Source organism: Mariniphaga sediminis, from assembly GCF_003573545.1.
GTDB lineage: Bacteria > Bacteroidota > Bacteroidia > Bacteroidales > Prolixibacteraceae > Mariniphaga > Mariniphaga sediminis.
Genome location: NZ_QWET01000030.1, coordinates 1 through 17,039 on the forward strand (window position 1 = coordinate 1; position 17,039 = coordinate 17,039).

At 42.3% G+C, this 17,039-nt stretch carries 15 protein-coding genes; 7 read left to right on the plus strand and 8 right to left on the minus strand.

Annotated elements, in window-relative coordinates:
* Window positions 1-280 precede the first annotated feature (280 nt).
* Window positions 281-817 (minus strand): peroxiredoxin, encoded by a 537-nt coding sequence (locus D1164_RS22170; RefSeq protein WP_119352104.1) that lies wholly within the window; start codon window positions 815-817, stop codon window positions 281-283.
* A 320-nt stretch (window positions 818-1,137) separates the two neighbouring features.
* On the opposite strand from D1164_RS22170, the gene D1164_RS22175 reads away from it, so the two are divergent.
* Together D1164_RS22175 and D1164_RS22180 are read left to right on the plus strand one after the other, a co-directional pair.
* Window positions 1,138-2,634 carry a Gfo/Idh/MocA family protein gene (locus D1164_RS22175; RefSeq protein WP_119352105.1) on the plus strand — a complete coding sequence of 499 codons (1,497 nt, stop codon included), beginning with the start codon at window positions 1,138-1,140 and terminating at the stop codon, window positions 2,632-2,634.
* Window positions 2,635-2,822: 188 nt separating this feature from the next.
* The gene (locus D1164_RS22180; protein ID WP_241558316.1) at window positions 2,823-4,307 is read left to right on the plus strand and encodes a Gfo/Idh/MocA family protein; all 1,485 of its coding nucleotides are present in this window, start codon (window positions 2,823-2,825) and stop codon (window positions 4,305-4,307) included.
* A gap of 60 nt (window positions 4,308-4,367) precedes the next feature.
* On the opposite strand, the gene D1164_RS22185 is transcribed toward D1164_RS22180, so the two are convergent.
* Window positions 4,368-4,892 (minus strand): hypothetical protein, encoded by a 525-nt coding sequence (locus D1164_RS22185; protein ID WP_119352106.1) that lies wholly within the window; start codon window positions 4,890-4,892, stop codon window positions 4,368-4,370.
* Window positions 4,893-5,033: 141 nt separating this feature from the next.
* Here D1164_RS22185 and D1164_RS22190 point away from each other — a divergent pair, with 141 nt between their 5' ends.
* Entirely contained in the window at window positions 5,034-6,755 is a 1,722-nt protein-coding gene (locus D1164_RS22190; protein ID WP_119352107.1) for a sensor histidine kinase, read from the plus strand.
* Window positions 6,752-7,465: a response regulator transcription factor gene (locus D1164_RS22195; RefSeq protein ID WP_119352108.1), complete on the plus strand. Its 714-nt coding sequence runs from the start codon at window positions 6,752-6,754 to the stop codon at window positions 7,463-7,465. The genes D1164_RS22190 and D1164_RS22195 overlap by 4 nt, the downstream gene beginning before the upstream one ends.
* A gap of 95 nt (window positions 7,466-7,560) precedes the next feature.
* Here the strand turns inward: D1164_RS22195 and D1164_RS22200 are convergent, their stop codons facing one another.
* The 5 genes from D1164_RS22200 to D1164_RS22220 form a co-directional block, all read right to left on the minus strand.
* Window positions 7,561-8,421: a cation diffusion facilitator family transporter gene (locus D1164_RS22200; protein ID WP_119352109.1), complete on the minus strand. Its 861-nt coding sequence runs from the start codon at window positions 8,419-8,421 to the stop codon at window positions 7,561-7,563.
* Between the two features lie 231 nt (window positions 8,422-8,652).
* A complete protein-coding gene (locus D1164_RS22205; protein ID WP_119352110.1) occupies window positions 8,653-9,345 on the minus strand; it encodes a lipid-A-disaccharide synthase N-terminal domain-containing protein in 693 nt (230 codons plus the stop codon).
* 3 nt (window positions 9,346-9,348) lie between these two features.
* Window positions 9,349-10,077: a ribonuclease III gene (gene rnc, locus D1164_RS22210; protein ID WP_172594593.1), complete on the minus strand. Its 729-nt coding sequence runs from the start codon at window positions 10,075-10,077 to the stop codon at window positions 9,349-9,351.
* Window positions 10,078-10,085: 8 nt separating this feature from the next.
* On the minus strand, window positions 10,086-11,327 hold the full coding sequence (fabF, locus tag D1164_RS22215; RefSeq protein WP_119352112.1) for a beta-ketoacyl-ACP synthase II: 1,242 nt from the start codon (window positions 11,325-11,327) through the stop codon (window positions 10,086-10,088).
* A 16-nt stretch (window positions 11,328-11,343) separates the two neighbouring features.
* Window positions 11,344-11,580, minus strand: a complete 237-nt coding sequence (locus D1164_RS22220) for an acyl carrier protein (RefSeq protein WP_119352113.1) — start codon at window positions 11,578-11,580, stop codon at window positions 11,344-11,346.
* A 186-nt stretch (window positions 11,581-11,766) separates the two neighbouring features.
* Between D1164_RS22220 and purN the strand changes: the two genes are divergently transcribed.
* The 3 genes from purN to rprY all read left to right on the plus strand — a co-directional run bounded on the left by purN (window position 11,767) and on the right by rprY (window position 14,797).
* On the plus strand, window positions 11,767-12,342 hold the full coding sequence (purN, locus tag D1164_RS22225; RefSeq protein WP_119352114.1) for a phosphoribosylglycinamide formyltransferase: 576 nt from the start codon (window positions 11,767-11,769) through the stop codon (window positions 12,340-12,342).
* 173 nt (window positions 12,343-12,515) lie between these two features.
* A complete protein-coding gene (locus D1164_RS22230; protein WP_119352115.1) occupies window positions 12,516-14,105 on the plus strand; it encodes a sensor histidine kinase in 1,590 nt (529 codons plus the stop codon).
* Window positions 14,106-14,107: 2 nt separating this feature from the next.
* The gene (gene rprY / locus D1164_RS22235; RefSeq protein WP_119352116.1) at window positions 14,108-14,797 is read left to right on the plus strand and encodes a response regulator transcription factor RprY; all 690 of its coding nucleotides are present in this window, start codon (window positions 14,108-14,110) and stop codon (window positions 14,795-14,797) included.
* 43 nt (window positions 14,798-14,840) lie between these two features.
* On the opposite strand, the gene lepA is transcribed toward rprY, so the two are convergent.
* A complete protein-coding gene (lepA, locus tag D1164_RS22240; protein ID WP_119352139.1) occupies window positions 14,841-16,628 on the minus strand; it encodes a translation elongation factor 4 in 1,788 nt (595 codons plus the stop codon).
* Window positions 16,629-17,039: the final 411 nt, after the last annotated feature.

Sequence of the window (17,039 nt, forward strand, 5' to 3'; positions counted from 1 at the left end):
AAAACAACACGAATGCCAAAATCATAAAACACTCACAAACAAAACCTTAACACAAAGTCAATAATTGGAATGCGACCCAAATAGGGATAGAAATATTCAAAAAGGGACACTGCCCCGATTTTAGACAACATCTCTCAAAGATATACCCGGGTAAAAAATACCCGGGCAACACAAGCAAAAACAAAAAAAAGGAGCCTTGCAGCCCCTTTTTATACTTTAGTCTTAAGACCAAAACAACAAACTTACAGCTATATCAAAATCTTTTTGAAGTTCAAAATCATTAATTTAAAGTTGCCTGACCAGGCACCCAATCACAGGGAGTCAATTCGCCGGTCTGGAAAGCATCCAGCAAACGGAGTATTTCTTTTACATTTCTACCCACATCTAAACTATTAACCGAAACATGCTGTATGACTCCCTCGGGATCAATAATATAGGTTGCCCGGTAAGCTATCTTGTTGATTTTTTCCAAAATTCCTAATTCTTCTGATAGTGATTTGGAAGTATCGGCCACCATGGGAAACTTCAAGCCCTTCAACTCCGGATGACTATTCCTCCAGGCAAGGTGCACAAACTCCGAATCAATGGAGGCGCCCACCAGGTTGGCCCCACGCTTTTCAAACTCCTCAAAATAAGCATTAAATGATGAAATCTCAGTAGGACAAACAAAAGTAAAGTCAAGTGGCCACCAAAAAAATATGGTCCACTTTCCGTTTTTCAAATCGTCCAATTTCATTGTTTTAAACTCTTTCCCCGGTTCAAGTGAAACAACTGCTTTTTTTTCAAACTCCGGGAATTTATCTCCAACTGTCAACATAATTTTTGCTTTTTATTTAGTAAATAAATCTGATGTAAAACTTGCGGCAAAAATAAGCCGGATAATCCCCCAAATCAAATTGATTTTTTTTAACAAAAATAGAGCTGCCCTATGAGCGCACCCATTAAATCGCTGACTATAAACAAATTTAACTGAAAAACAGAATTGTTTTTGCCCCTTACACACCTATTCTTTTTTATTTGAGTCATCTTAAATCGGAAAACGATGTTTGAGGAAATCCTGAATATGGTTATATTTAACAGTTTTTTTGTAAAAAAAATAGGAATATAGTACCTATCCAATTAAAACTTTTATTTGTTATGGAAAAGAATTCAAACAAAAAGTCGGTAACAAGGAGAACATTCCTTGGAACGACAGCAGCAGCAGCAGCAGGTTTTACCATTGTACCACGGCACGTAGTTGCCGGGTTGGGACACAAAGCACCGAGCGACAAGCTTAATATTGTTGGCGTGGGTGTTGGCGGTATGGGTTTTGCTAACCTCAAAAACCTGGAATCTGAAAACATCATTGGCTTATGTGATGTAGACTGGAAATATACTGGCGGAAACGGCGTTTTCGATCGCTTTCCAAAAGCGAAAAAGTACAAAGACTGGCGTAAAATGTACGATGAAATGGGGAAAGACTTTGATGCAGTTGTTGTTGCTACTGCAGACCATACCCATGCTATTGTTGCCGCCCATGCCATTACAATGGGCAAGCATGTTTACGTACAAAAACCTTTAACTCACTCTGTTTACGAGTCAAGGTTATTGACCAAACTGGCAAAAGAATATAAAGTGGCCACTTCAATGGGGAACCAGGGATCATCTGGAGAAGGTGTAAACCTCACCACTGAATGGCTTGCCAACGGTGAAATCGGGGAAGTTACCAAAGTAGAAGCTTTCACTGACCGTCCAATCTGGCCCCAGGGGCTGAATACTCCCGAACAAGGACACTGGGTTCCGGATACTCTTGACTGGGATTTATTTATAGGACCTGCTAAAATGCGTCCCTTCAATCAGATTTACCACCCATGGAACTGGCGTGGATGGTGGGACTACGGAACAGGTGCACTGGGTGATATGGCCTGCCATATCCTTCATCCCGTATTCGTAGGTCTTGAGCTGGGATATCCAATTCATGCCCAGGGGAATTCAAGTCTGCTACTGCAGGATTGCGCACCCGTTTCCCAATCGGTAAAACTGACATTCCCTGAAAGGAAAGCAGCGAAAAAACTTAAAATGAAACTTCCGCAGGTTGATGTTCACTGGTACGACGGAGGAATCAAGCCGATGCTTCCTGATGCATGGCCTGATGGCAAAAACCCGAATGATCGTGGTGGTGGTGTTATTTTCCACGGAACAAAAGATAAACTTATTTGCGGATGCTACGGCGTGAATCCATGGTTGATTTCAGGACGAGTTCCGGATGCTCCGAAGTTCCGTCGCAGAATCGAAACCAGCCATGAAATGGACTGGGTACGTGCCTGTAAAGAAAGCGCTGAGAACCGCGTTCCAACCGCTTCAGACTTTAGTGAAGCAGGACCATTCAACGAAATGGTAGTTATGGGCGTACTGGCGGTTCGGTTGCAGTCGCTGAACAAAGTACTCGACTGGGACGGTGAAAATATGCAATTCACCAACCTAACCGGTGACGAAACCATCAAAACAGTTATTAAAGATGGTTTTGAAATTCATGACGGGCATCCAACATTCAAGAAAACCTGGACTGACCCGATTCCGGCCAAAGATTTCGCCAATGAACTGATTAAGCACACCTACCGCAAGCCATGGAGTTTGCCTGACATGCCTGCATAATCAGATTACAATATTTAAAAAAATGGGTGCTCGTTTAGGAGTGCCCATTTTTTATTCATTCGGATATACTTCTGTTTTACCTTCCTAAAAAAGGTTAATTTGACATTGCAAACCAAAAAAATAGGATGAAACAGTTATTTTTTTCTAATTTGCATCCATCAGTTCCCTGTTGTTAATGTTTGAAAACAATGAATAAAAAAATGAATACTGTTTCCCGGCGCACATTTATTGGAAACGCAGCAACTACTGTTGCAGGATTCACCATTTTGCCGTCAAATGTTATTGCCGGACTGGGGCATCAATCTCCGGGCGACAAACTGAACATTGCCGGTATCGGAGTGGGAGGCCATGGCTATGTTAACCTGAGAAACATGGAAACAGAAAACATTGTAGCTTTATGCGATGTGGACTGGGACTATGCCGACAACTCTTTTAAACGTTGGCACAGCGCCAAACAATACAAGGATTACCGGGTGATGCTTGAGGAACAGAAAGACATTGACGCTGTAGTGATTGCAACACCTGACCATTCCCATGCACTTCCGGCAATTTTGGCGATGCGAGAAGGAAAACATGTTTTTCTGCAAAGTCCGCTGACCCACTCAATTTACGAATCGAGGTTATTAAGCGAAACCGCCCAACGGTTTAATGTTGCTACCCAAATGGGCAACCAGGGAAACTCTGATGAAGGTATTCGCCGCATTTGCGAATGGATTTGGGCAGGTGTTATCGGGGAGATAACACATGTTGATGCCTGGACAAACCGCCCCACATGGCCGCAGTTTCTACAGCTTCCGGAAAGAGGAAAACGGGTTCCCCGAAACCTCGACTGGGATTTGTTTCTCGGACCTGCCAAACAACGGGAGTATAACCCGGTTTATCACCCATGGAGTTGGCGCGGATGGTGGGATTTTGGCACAGGGGCCCTGGGTAGTATGGGTACCCACATCCTCGACCCGGTTTTCAAAGCTTTAATGCTCCATTTCCCCCGTTCGGTGGAAGCGAGTTCATCCATGTTCAATACAGATTCTCCTCCAAATTCCGAATTCATCCGATACGAGTTTCCCCGGCGCGACAATTTGCCCAAAGTGGCCATGCCTGAAGTCTCTGTTCACTGGTACGACGGCGGATGGATGCCTCCCCGTCCCGACGAGCTAAATGATGGGGAACCAATGGGAGATGAAAACGGAGGCTGTATTTTTCATGGGACGCGCGGCAAAATAATGTGCGGTGCGTATGCTCAAAACCCCACACTTTTACCTGTAAGCAAAATGGAAAGCTTTCAGGAACCATCCAAATCTATCCGCCGAATTTTCAATGCTTTGGAAGGAGGGCATGAACAAGACTGGATTCGCGCCTGCAAAGAGCCTGCTGAAAGAAGGCTTGAAGCCTCCTCTAACTTTGGCTATGCCGGCCCGTTGAATGAAATGGTACTGCTGGGTGTGTTGGCTGTCAGGTTGCAAAGCCTCCGCCGCAAACTGGTATGGGATGGCCCCAACATGCGGTTCAATAACATCGGCTCAAACGACATATTACGCATTCTCTCCCAATACAAATTTGAGGTGGTAAACGGAAATCCCAGAACTAATAACGAATATGCCACTCTGCCTGCTTTACAAACTGCAGAAGAGTGGATTCGGCACACCTACCGGCAGGGCTGGGAACAGATATAAAAAAACCGGTTCTCCCGAACCGGCTTTTGTTCTGCTTTCATTTAGCAGTTCATTTGCTGTTTAATTGTTCCCTGACTGGTCGTTTTCGCCAGCTTTTTCGCGTATAATCGTAATTTTTTCACGTCCGTTGCTCAATGTTTTTCTTTCGAAAGAAATGATTCCGGGATCGTTCAGGTCAATCTCATTCCTGCCCATTTTCTTACTTATATGAATCGCATGGGGAAGGTGAGGAGGAGGCGGTGGAGGTGGAGAGTCGAAAGCAAATTCGCTGAAATCTTCCCCTTCCGGCCCAATTACGTGAAACCGAATATTTTTTCGGATAGAATCGGGTTTAAGCCCCCGCATCCCTATCCACTTCATTTCATCCCCGGAGCAAATGGTATCACCATGCCACACAAAAACGCTTTCTTCTTCGACAACAGTATCCAATACCGTTGTTTTTCCATCCTCCACCGTCATCATTGTAAGGTGCGTTTTATATTTTTCTCCTTTGGGTGGGTCCTGCAATTTTTTTCCCGGGGAGAAGGAAGAAAAAAGAATAAAAGAGGCGATTAAGAACCCGATAATAAACATAAGCTGCTTCATGACTTTCAGTTTTAAAATTATTTTATTCTGCAAACAAAGATAGACTACAACCAAGTAATCAACCAGTTAAGAACCGGTTAAAATGAGTTAAGGAAAAGTTAAAATTTGAATACGCCTCTTTGAAAAGTGTATATTTGAAACATGAACAGGAAAATTTTTGCCGGCTTGGTTGTATTGATGGGAATTTCCATTGCAGGAATTTTTGTCGTTCAACTGGTTTGGATGAACAATGCCATCCGGGTTAAAAATGAACTGTTCAGCCGCAGTGTAAACGACGCCCTGAACAACACCATCAAAAAGCTGGAAGACCAGCATCATCTTAGCGTTGTCAGCCGCATGGTACTTAACGATTCTTTAAAATGGGATAGTCAGGACCTTGATGTTAAATTCCATTTTGAAACCATGCCTCCACCGCCCCCTTTGCCTGATACTTTCTTAAAACCCCGTCGCCCTGTTCGTATCATTCAAAGGCAGAAGACAAAAGGAAAGAATGAACACATTGAAGTGATAGTAGAACCTGTTCCCGAAAACCGGGACAGCATGTTTCGTTTGCACTCCCGCCTGCAAAGCAAAAAAGTTGTCAGCAATGTTATTTCGGAAAGCAAAAAATCAGTCTCTTCCGATTCAATTATTTTTATTCAGGATACCATTATTTATAATGTAGATTCATTCTACACACGTGGCATGGAAAAAATCGATTCCTTGTTACACCGTCTTGATACCGCCGCCACCATTTTACCCGGTATTTCAAACCGGGTAAAACAAAAAGCCGGAAACATGAAGCGCGTGGCCAGCCAGGCAATGACCGAGATTATTTCGTGGGATACCGAAGATGTGGACAAAGAACTGGTAAGTACAATCCTGACAGAAGAACTAAGAAACAGGGACATTCCCATTCGTTTTGATTTTGGAATTCTGCACGACAGCATTCTCGATTCGGGTTTGCCGTCTGCCGATTTGATGCAATTGATTTCATCAGAATACAAGGCAGATCTGTATCCGAATGCCATTTTCGACCGTGGCCTAAAACTGGCTGTTGTTTTCCCGGGCCGTGAAGGCTTTATTTTACGCTCCCTTAACTGGCTGCTGGTAGCTTCCCTCATTTTTTCACTTAGCATCCTGACTGCGTTTGCTTTAAGCATTTTCTACATTCTGCGACAAAAGAAAATTTCGGAAATGAAATCGGATTTCATCAACAATATGACCCATGAATTTAAAACCCCTATTGCTACTATTTCTGTGGCAGCCGATTCCATTAACAATGAAAAAGTGATTGCCAAAGCCGAAAAGGTGCGCTATTTTACTGACATGATCAAAAAAGAAAATGCCCGGATGAACCGGCAAGTAGAAGATATCCTGACCATCGCACGACTCGACAGGAAAGACTTTGAATTTAAATGGGAAACCATCGATATACATGACTTACTGAAAGAGGCTATCCAGGGCATTGCCCTTCAGGTAGAAAAACGCGGCGGGAAAATAGGTACACGATTTGGGGCATCCAACCCCTCAATCACTACGGACAAAAACCACTGCACCAATGTATTTTACAATCTTCTCGACAATGCAATGAAATATTCAGCAGGGGCACCTCAAATTGCCATCACCACCGCCAACAAAAACAAAGGAGTATTGATTTCGGTAGAAGATAAGGGAATTGGTATGACCAAAAGCGTTCAGAGCAAAATATTTGAACGGTTTTACCGGCAGCAAAGCGGAAACATTCATAATGTGAAAGGATTTGGGCTGGGGCTGAGTTACGCAAAAGCAGTGGTGGTAGCAAACCGGGGCACTATTTCGGTACAAAGCGAACCAGGACGGGGAAGTAAGTTTATTGTATTTTTACCATTTGTAAGAGAATGAATGAAAAACAACACATATTTCTCGTAGAAGACGACCTCAGTTTTGGGGCGGTATTAAAATCCTACCTCGAGCTGAACGATTTTGAAGTAACGTGGGTTGACAATGGGGAATTTGCTTTCGACCATTTTAAAAAGGGTACCTTTCATATTTGCATCCTTGATGTGATGTTACCGCACACTGACGGTTTTACCATTGCCGGTCAAATCAGAAAAAGCGATCAACATATTCCGCTGGTTTTTCTTACGGCCAAAACGCTAAAAGAAGACATCCTGAAAGGTTATAACGCAGGGGCCGATGATTACATTACCAAGCCGTTTGATACAGAAGTGCTGCTCTGCAAAATAAAAGCCATTCTCAACCGGCAATCAACGAAAGCAACACTTGAAAAAGAAATATTTAAAATAGGCTCCTATTTGTTCGATCCGAAACGCAGAGTTATTTCACGCGGAAAAGAACAGCAAAAACTATCACCCAAAGAGACCGAACTTCTTCAGTTGCTCTGCCAGAATCAGGATGAGCTATTGTCTCGGGAAACGGCCCTGCAAAAAATCTGGGGTGAAGACGGCTACTTTACCACCCGGAGCATGGATGTGTTCATCACCAAATTGCGTAAATATCTTGTCCATGATCCTTCCATCGAAATCAAAAATATCCACGGAAGCGGCTTTATCCTGGAAGTAAAAAATTCTGACTCAGATACACCTTCCTAATCCTTTAGGTTAAAAAAACTACCGACAGTGTACTCACGTTGTGACCAGGGGCCATAGAGCTTGGGAGGCATAAGATAATAAGATATAGCATGACGTTACTCAACGGGCTCCGGATGTACCGTGGAAACAAATCCAAACTCTTTCATAATAATATTTTCTACCTTGGTACAGATTTCATGTGCTTCTTCAAGAGACATCTGCGGAGGTAACTTTATATGGCAACTCAATTCGGTGTGATCGCCATAATTATGAATATGAATGTGGTGCAGGTGCAGCGGGCGTTTAAATTCATTTTGGGTAGATTTTTGAATGGAAAGCAGAAGCTCTTCCGAAGGGCTTTCCCCGAGCAGTGATTTTATTTCCGAAGACAGAATCTGATAACTAGCCCAGCCAATCATTACAGCTACCACAAAACTCAACACAGCATCGGTCCACCAAAAATTATTCCCCAGGGCAATACCCACCAAAATAACTACCGACGAAAGTGAGTCGGTCCGGTGATGCCAGCCATCGGCTTTCAATATAGAAGAGCCTGTCTTTTTTGCCGCCCAGAACGCATATTGCGCCATAACCTCTTTACTGAGAATTGAAAAAATGGTTACTCCCCACGCAATGGCTCCAAAGTTGGTTTGTTCGTGCGCACTAAATTTTTGGACAGCTGACACCGCAAAATCAAAGGCAACAATGGCAAGCAGCACACCGATTATAACAGAAGCAATATGTTCGGCGCGTCCGTGCCCGAAAGGATGATCATCGTCAGCCGGTTTGCGTGAAATTTTACCACCAATCAGAACGATCACAGAAGAAACAGAGTCGGAAAGGGTATGCCAGGCATCTGCAATCAATGCCAGTGAGCCGGTCATAATTCCAGCCCAATATTTCAGTCCAAACAGGAGAATGTTCCCGAATATTGAAAGCCATCCCTCACGGGCAATATATTTGCTTTTTTCCGGCATCGCTACAAAAATAATATTTCCGGCAATTATACAGTGGGTTTTATCTCAATGACTATCACAATTTTACTACAAAGAACACCAAGCATTTAATTATTAATACTATGCGCATCTCTGTTGTTAAGAATGTGCAATTTACATGTTCCTGACCCGCCTGAATAAATACCCACTGTTCAAAATTTCCACAGCACGCAGAGTATTCTGGCACAACATCCTACAGAAACAGAACACCTCCTATTTCATTTTTTCAGACACCTTCCTCAAAATGTCTTTTAACACAGGTATGTTTTCCATTTTTGAAAAAAGGCTGTTTTTACCGTAATGCAATAAAATATTGCGGATGTAAATGAACAAACCAAGACTATGAGCGGCAAACAAAACAGGGTCGAGGCGGTAAATGGCATACGTAAAAATCATGAGCGACCCAACAGTGCTGATAATCCAAAACCCTAATGGCAGGAAGGAATCATTTCGCTTTTCCGAATAAATCCACTGGTAAACAAACCGGAAAGTAAAGATAATTTGTCCGGCAGAGCCCCAAATCATTAGCATTGCGGAAACATCCTTGTTTTTGAGGATGGAATTAAAATTATACGTGTTGCCAAACAGGAGCCAGCCAACATAAAATAGTGGGATTACAATGGCCAGAATACGTGTCGCCAGGTGCATTTTATGCCAGGCCTTTTTCAATTGCAGGTTGCGAATGTATATGCAATAAACAATAAACTGCCCCAGTACGATGGCAAAGTCATTACGAAGTATTCCATAGGTGAGCATCAGGATGGAGGCCGCCAGGCTGATTTGCCAGTAAACAACCGGAGAAATAACCGTCCCTTCTTTTTCAGACAAAAACCACTGGGCAATGTTCCGGGCAAAAAAAAGAACCTGCGATAAAAAGCCTAATGCATAGATAAGTAAATCACTCATTTGTTAACTTTCTAACTTCTTCAGCGTTTCCCTGGCAGCATTTTGCTGTGCTTCTTTTTTGGAAGTACCAACACCCTTGCCCATCTCCTTGTTATCTACCTGGACCTTTGCCACAAACCGGGGTTGTTTTGATTTGTCCTTTGCCGGTTCCTCGATTGTTTCAAACCGAATATCTTTTTTGTTTTTTTGACTCCATTCTATCAACTGACTTTTGAAATTAGTGTCTTTCTGTTCAATTTCACTTAGGTTTACAAACTGCGAAAGAATCTTTTTCGTGACAAAATATTTGGTTGTCTGGTAATCTGTATCCAAATAAATGGCACCTATCAGTGCTTCGAGCGCATCACCGTATATGTGGCTTTTGTCAATATTTTTAGTAGTGTTTGAATCGATAAAAACATTCAAACCCATATCAAAAGTCAGTCGGGTCAAAAAAGGACGATTCACCAGTTTTGAACGGTTCTTCGTAAGAAATCCTTCATCCTGCTGGGGAAAACGATTATAAAGGAACTCAGCAATTATGGCCCCCAGAATGGCATCGCCTAAAAATTCGAGCCGTTCGTTGTTTACAAGATTTCCCTGCGAATCGTAAACCGATGCTGATTTATGAATAAATGCCAGGTCGTACAATTTCAGGTTTGCAGGGTAAAAACCAAGTAAATCTTTCAAAAACAAATAAAACTCCTTTCGAGGCGACGAAAAGAGTTTTATTCGTTGTGCTATTCTTCTCACCACAAATCCTAAAGTTTTTTGAAAACCAGGGTTGCATTGTGCCCGCCAAAACCAAAAGTATTGCTGATTGCAATATTTACATTCTTCTGTTTGGCCACATTGAATGTAAAGTCGAGCCTGTTGTCAATTTCGGGATCGTCTGTGAAGTGGTTTATTGTAGGCGGAATTAAACTATTTTTAATTGCCAGAACACTGGCCAGTCCTTCCACTGCGCCTGCAGCCCCTAATAAATGGCCTGTCATTGATTTGGTTGAACTGATACTTAATTTATAAGCATGTTCTCCAAACATTTTAATGATAGCTTTGGGCTCTGCAATATCACCCAGTGGAGTGGAAGTTCCGTGAACGTTGATGTAATCTACATCCTCCGGCTTTAACCCAGCGTCTTCAATGGCCCATTTCATTACTAATTCGGCTCCCCTTCCTTCCGGGTCAGGCGCTGTCATATGAAATGCATCAGATGACATGCCCCCGCCTACTATTTCAGCATAAATATGGGCCCCTCTTTTTTTGGCGCTTTCATATTCTTCCAATATGAAGGCCGCTGATCCTTCACCAATGACAAAACCATCGCGGTCCTTATCAAAGGGCCTTGAGGCAGTTTTCGGATCATCGTTCCGCGTCGAAATAGCACGCATGGAGTTAAACCCGGCCACTCCGGCTTCGTTTACTGCAGCTTCAGATCCGCCTGTAATCATGAGTTCAGCTCTTCCAAGCCGAATCATATTGAAGGCTTCAATGATTGCATGTGAAGCGGAAGCACAAGCAGTAACTGTTGTAAAATTTGGTCCTCTAAACCGATACCTAATAGAGATAAGTCCACCCGCCATATTGGCGATCATCTTTGGGATAAAAAACGGTGAAAAGCGTGGATTATCTTCCCTGAAACTCCTGGTTTCCTCAAAAAAAGTTTGAAGTCCACCTATTCCGGCTCCCCAAATTACGCCAGCCCTGTCATGATCAATTCGCTCCATATCGAGTCCCGAATCAGTCATAGCCTGAGTTGCAGTTGCCAGCGCATAATGGGTATACAAGTCGTATTTCCGCGCTTCCTTGCGCTCCATGTATTGCTCCACATCAAAATTTTTGACTTCGCAGGCAAACTGAGTTTTATACTTCGAAGCATCAAACTTCGAAATGGGTGTGGCACCGCTAACCCCCTTTTGAAGGTTATCCCAATACTCGTTAACTGAATTCCCTAAAGGGTTAACGGTACCCACTCCGGTAATTACTACCCGTTTTAATTCCATAAATGAATTTTCTGGTTTACTTAACAGCCTCTTCGATGTGTGCAATAGCCTCACCCACTGTCGAAATTTTTTCAGCCTGATCGTCCGGTATTGCCAAATCGAATTCTTTTTCAAATTCCATAATCAGCTCTACTGTATCAAGTGAATCGGCTCCCAGGTCATTAGTGAATGATGCTTCGTTGGTAACTTCACTTTCGTCAACCCCCAATTTATCAACGATAATTGCTTTAACTTTTGCTGCAACGTCAGACATAATTCTAAAATTTTAGTTAATACTAATTTGAGTTTTTTAAATAATTCGCTGCAAAGTAATACATTTACCATTTATATTTCAAAGAAAAAATATAAAAAAGATGATTCATGCCAGATATCTTAATCAAGTAATAATCTAAATTTGAACTAATTATTCAAATGTTCCAATGCCTAAAATCAAAATAAAATGAATGTTAAGAAAATAGCAGTGTTTGCCTCCGGTTCAGGCACTAATGCTCAAAATATTATCCGTTATTTTTCTGGTAGCAGGGATATTAAAGTGGACTCGTTGTGGAGTAATAAACCTGATGCCTACGCGCTGACACGGGCAGCCGCACTGGGAATCGACACCTTTGTATTTAGCCGGAAACAGTTTTATGAAACAAGCGAAGTGATTGATAAACTGAATGAGCGGGGCATTGATCTGATTGTTTTGGCCGGATTCCTTTGGCTCGTTCCCGAAAATCTGATCGATACCTTCACCATTATCAATATCCATCCGGCGCTTCTTCCGAATTATGGTGGAAAAGGGATGTACGGAATGAAGGTACACCGGTCAGTAGTAGAAAACAAGGAGGCCGAAACGGGTATTTCCATTCATTTTGTGAACCGGGTTTACGATGACGGAGAGGTAATTTTTCAGGCAAAATGCCCGGTTTTATCCAACGATTCACCTGAAGATGTAGCTCAAAAAGTACATCAGCTGGAATATAAATATTTCCCGACGGTGATTGAGCAGCTACTTCTCGAAAAAATAAAATGATACAAAGCGTCATATTTTTTTATTTTTGAATAGGCAGTTGTAAGCTGCGTGAGTTTGGCCCATTCAGGAAATACACCTCACATCAGGGTTAATAATGATTACAATACAGGCTTCTGTGTTAAATAATGTTAAGGCGATTTTCGCCGGCTTTTCTTTAAAATTATCTTTGCCGTATGAGCAGAAAAATGTTGTTGACATTAATCGTTTTAATGGCATTGGTGCTTTCGGGTTTAATTCTGATCCAAACCAATCTTATCAAAACCGCATCCGACATCCGCGAAGAGCAATTCGATCAGATGGTAAAAGGTGCGCTGAAAAGAGTGGTGGATCAACTGGAACTTCATGAGCAGCGCATTGCCCGTGAAAGCGCCCGCATTGCCCGTGAAAGTGCCCGAATTGGCCGGTTAAAGGGATTGAACAATACCCCTGGAAACCCAAATGTTTTTCCGCGTCAGGGGTCCGGCCCCATATCCGGAAGCTTCCGTTTCCATTATTCAGAACGTAATATTTTTGGGAATTTTGAGGAAAACTTTCAAATAATTATTACCGACTCTACCCATTCAGAACAGGGACAGGAATTGCCAAACCAGCCCAATGATGCTACATCATTCGAGCAACTCCATGAATTCAACCTTGATCTTGAACGCCGGCGAGAAGAATGGCTGAAGGATATGAGCTGGCGGAATTACAAAATTTCACTGGAAGACAGGATATTGAACGAACGGATAGATTCAGTCTTCCTGACAGATGCCATTGCTTCTGTTTTCGGAGAATCTGGAATTGACCTTGAGTATAAATATGCCGTAAGGAGTTCCAACCAGGGCCAGGATCGCTTTATTATGGGAAGCCCCGGGTACAACCCTTCACGGAAAAAGGAATATCCCAGCCTGCTGTTCCCTTACGATTTTGACGGACAGCAACCCAATTACCTTTATGTCTATTTCCCAAAACGATCAGGTTATTTACTCCGTACTACCGGATTTACAATTATTCCGACCATTATCCTCACCGGTTTACTGATTGCAATATTCATTTATACTATTATGGTAATCTTCAGACAGAAGAAACTCTCCATGATTAAGAATGATTTTATAAACAATATGACCCATGAACTGAAAACACCGATTTCAACTATTTCTCTGGCCAGCCAAATGCTTGAAGACGGCAGTGTTTCCAATACCCCAAAAACATTGGAACACATTTCAAGAGTGATTAACGAGGAGAGCAAACGGCTTAGCTTCCAGGTAGAGAAAGTGCTACAAATGGCTGTTTTCAATGAAGGTCGACTTAAACTGAAATTCAAGGAATTTGATTTGGATAATACCTTGCAGAGTGTGTTAAATAATTTCGAACTACGGATAAAAAATAAAAATGGAGTATTGCATTCTGAATTGAATGCCGGCAAAACAATGATAAAAGGGGATGAAGTACATATAACGAATGTGGTATTTAACCTGCTTGACAACGCAGTAAAATACAGCAACGGGGCACCCGAAGTTACTGTTACAAGCGAAAACAAAGGAGGCGATGTTATTATTTCGGTTCGCGATAACGGCATCGGCATTTCCAAAGAACACCACACACAGATTTTCGACCGCTTTTACCGTGTCCCCACCGGCAATGTACACAATGTCAAAGGATTCGGATTAGGACTTAGCTATGTAAAAAAAATTGTGGAACTCCACAATGGAAAAATTAAAGTAGACAGCGCTGTAAATAAGGGCACAAAGTTTAGTATATTGTTACCCAAAATAAAAAAATAATCATGGAACAAAAAACAAAACTGCTTCTGGCAGAAGACGACGAAAATCTGGGATTGCTGCTTAAAGAATACCTGGTCGCCAAGGGTTTTGAAGCTGACCTTTATCCTGATGGTGAAGCTGCCTACAAAGGCTTCATGAAAGAACACTACGACATTTGCATTCTCGACATTATGATGCCGAAAAAAGACGGATTCTCCCTGGCAAAAGACATCAGGGTGGTTAATACCGATATTCCAATAATTTTCCTCACAGCCAAAAACCTGAAAGATGATGTAATTGAAGGGTTTAAAATGGGGGCGGATGACTACATCACAAAACCCTTTAGCATGGAGGAACTGATATTCAGAATTGAAGCCATTCTGCGGAGGACATCTCAGGAATCGCAAGCTGCCTCTGAACCTGTTTTTACACTGGGGAAATACACATTTGATACGCGAAAACAGACATTAACAGACTCGGAACAGACTGTAAAACTCACTACTAAAGAATCCGACCTGTTAAAGCTGCTGTGCCAAAATGCCAATAAAGTTTTAGAGCGAAATTATGCGCTGAAGTCGATCTGGATTGACGACAATTATTTTAACGCCAGAAGCATGGATGTTTACATCACCAAATTACGCAAACATTTAAAAGACGAACCTTCTGTTGAAATTATCAATGTTCACGGAAAGGGGTATAAACTGATTGTGTGAACCTGCAAATCATCGGAAGCCGGACCTTAAAAGTCCGGCATACTTAATCAAGCTTTAAAACGGCCAAAAAGGCTTTTTGAGGCACTTCCACATTACCCACCTGTTTCATACGCTTTTTCCCTTTTTTCTGCTTTTCCAGCAGTTTTCGTTTTCGGGTAATGTCACCGCCATAACATTTGGCTGTCACATCTTTTCGCACGGCTTTTACAGTTTCGCGGGCAATAATTTTCGATCCGATGGCCGCCTGAATGGCAATATCGAACTGTTGACGAGGGATCAGTTCTTTCAGTTTTTCACACATACGCCGCCCAAAAGGGTAAGCGTTATCGAAGTGGGTGAGCGTAGAAAGAGCATCCACCATCTCTCCATTCAGTAAAATGTCGAGCCGCACCAGTTTGGCCGGCTTGTACCCACTTACATGATAATCAAACGATGCATAACCCCGGGAAATACTTTTCAGTTTGTCGTAGAAATCGAACACTATTTCACCAAGCGGTAAGTTGAAAACCAGTTCCGCACGTTCGGCAGTCAGGTAACTTTGGTTAACCAGCGCTCCCCTCTTTTCGAGACAGAGGTTCATCACCGGGCCAATAAATTCTGCGGCTGTAATAATACTGGCCCTGATGTATGGCTCTTCAATTTCATTGACCAAGGTAGAATTAGGCATTCCGGAAGGGTTATATACCCGCTGGGTGCTTCCATCGGTCAAATGAGCAAGATACGAAACGTTTGGAACTGTGGTAATTACATTCATATCATATTCACGTTCCAGTCGTTCCTGGATAATTTCCATGTGCAATAATCCCAGGAAGCCACAACGAAAGCCGAATCCCAGAGCAGCAGATGATTCAGGTTCGAATGTCAGCGATGCATCATTCAACTGTAATTTGTCCATCGCATTACGCAAGTCTTCGTAATCATCAGCATCCACCGGATAAATTCCGGCAAAAACCATGGGTTTCACCTCCTCGAAACCTGAAATAGCCTTGTCGCATGGCCGGTCTACATGGGTTATTGTATCGCCCACTTTAACCTCTTTCGCGGTTTTAATCCCCGAGATAATGTAGCCTACATCTCCCGCCGACAAAACGTCGCGTGGTACCATCCCGAGTTTCAAAACACCAATTTCATCTGCATCATATTGTTTTCGGGTCGCAACAAACTTCACCAAATCCTTTTTCCTGATTTGACCATTTACAATTTTGAAGTAAGCAATTACCCCCCGGAAAGAATTAAATACCGAATCAAAAATAAGTGCCTGTAGCGGAGCTTCAGGGTCGCCTAAGGGAGACGGCACTTTTTCTACAATCCGCTCCAGAATGGTTTCTACACCCATTCCGGTTTTTCCACTGGCGTGAATGATATCTTCCCGATCACAGCCAATTAAATCGATAATCTGGTCTTCCACCACTTCAGGTATCGCATTGGGTAGGTCCATTTTATTGAGTACCGGGATGATTTCCAAATCGTGTTCCAGAGCCAGATAAAGATTGGAAATAGTTTGGGCCTGAATGCCCTGCGTGGCATCAATGATTAAAAGAGCTCCTTCGCAGGCGGCAATCGACCGGGAAACTTCATACGAAAAATCAACATGCCCGGGCGTATCAATCAGGTTAAGCTTGTATGCCTGGCCATTGAGCTCATAATCCATTTGAATAGCATGACTTTTTATCGTAATGCCTCTTTCCTGCTCCAGGTCCATACTGTCGAGCACCTGATCCCGCATCTCCCGTTCCCCAACTGTCTTGGTATGCACCAGCATGCGGTCGGCCAATGTGCTCTTTCCATGATCAATGTGAGCTATAATACAAAAATTACGTATGCTATTCATAAAATTCTCTCCTTCTAATTGCATATAAATCTATGCCTTCGGCAAATTCACCGCAAAGATATTTATTTTTTAATATCGAAAATTATGCCTCTTCTTTTTTGCGAATCTCAATTTTAATATAAAAAATCATTCTTTGGCATATTATTTGTTTATTTCCTAACAGCAATGAAAACAATTAAAGAAAACAATTTAAACGTTCAAACGTTCTATTGGTAACAGTTTACGAAACGCAATTTGCTGTTTTTTCATAAGTTTGGTTTAGTTAGGTTTAGTTTTGATCCCGGAGCAGTGGCTCCGGGATTTTTCTTTTTGCACAAAAAAATCCGGCTTTTATCAAACCGGATCCATTTTTATCATTCTGATAATTTATATCAATTAAACATGACTCTGAGCCTTATTCTTCCGTTCTTT